General features: G+C 69.6%; 1 protein-coding gene. It reads right to left on the reverse strand.

Annotated features, from left to right (window positions below; translation table 11 throughout):
- Positions 1-892 (reverse strand): tyrosine-type recombinase/integrase (locus AB0N06_RS39015; RefSeq protein WP_366139398.1); only part of this gene is annotated, 892 nt, incomplete at its 3' end.
- Between the last annotated feature and the right edge of the window lie 150 nt (positions 893-1,042).

The following is a 1,042-nucleotide window of genomic DNA, read 5'->3' on the forward strand; positions in this document are numbered from 1 at the left end:
ATAGTCGCGATGCCGGACAGGGCTGAGAGAGATCCCGGAGCCGGTCCTCCCGGCGTCCCTTGCCGCGGACGACGATCTCGCCGCATCGCCAGTCGATGTCGTCCAGCAGCAGCCGGGCCACCTCGATCGACCGCAGCCCGAGCCTGGCCACCAGCATCAGGATCGCGTAGTCGCGGACGCCGACCGTCCCGTGGCGCGGAGTATGGTCCAGCAGCCGCTGAACGTCGCCGGCTGCCATCGTCGGCGGCACGGAGGCGAAGCGCCAGCCGCCCACCGGAGGCACCGCGCCGCCGAGCTTCATCGGGATGACGCCGTGCAGGTGAAGGAACCGCATCAGCGACCGCAGCTCGGCCACCCGCCCCTTTGCCGAGCCCGCCGAGACCCTGGCGCACTCCCGCAGCAGGAACGCGTTCAGGTCCGCTCCGGTCAGGCTGTCCGGCATGAACTGGCCGTCGGTCATGGATTGTTCGGCCAGGAATCGCCGGGCGGTTTTCCCGTAGCGCAGCATGGTCGACGCCGACAGGCCACGCTCGGCCTCCATCCAGCACCGGTAGCGCTCCAGCAGAACATCCGCCGGCGACGGCGGAGCCTGCGGTGCGGGCACCACCCCGGCCTCACGCAGGAAGGTCAGCAGCGGGACCAAGCCCCGTGGCCCGGCTACCCGGCGGCGACCCGACTTCCGCAGGTCGGCAAGGTGCTGCTTCAGCCGCCCTTCGTCCAGATCCGCGGGATCGAGGCCCTGCCTCGAAAGCCACAGGCCGACCTGCCCCAGATCCTTGAGCATGTTCTTGGCCGTCTGGGTCGTGTACCCGCGCTCCGCCAGCCATGCCCGGTAGCCCTCCACGTGCGGTGCCAGAGCACCCGCCTTCCGACGCGTACTTCCGAACGGCATGGCCACCCCCTCGCGGGAGCACCCCTGCCCCCTCGCTCGTGAGGCTGCCCGGCACCGAAACTATGCAGAGCCACGAACAGCCGAAACCCCACGAAGGAGCGGAACAGCACGCATGGCTTCTGCATAGTCACGGTCTCGGCATAGGTCGAT

The sequence above is a fragment of the Streptomyces sp. NPDC051020 genome (assembly GCF_040683105.1).
In the GTDB taxonomy this organism is placed as follows: Bacteria; Actinomycetota; Actinomycetes; order Streptomycetales; family Streptomycetaceae; genus Streptomyces.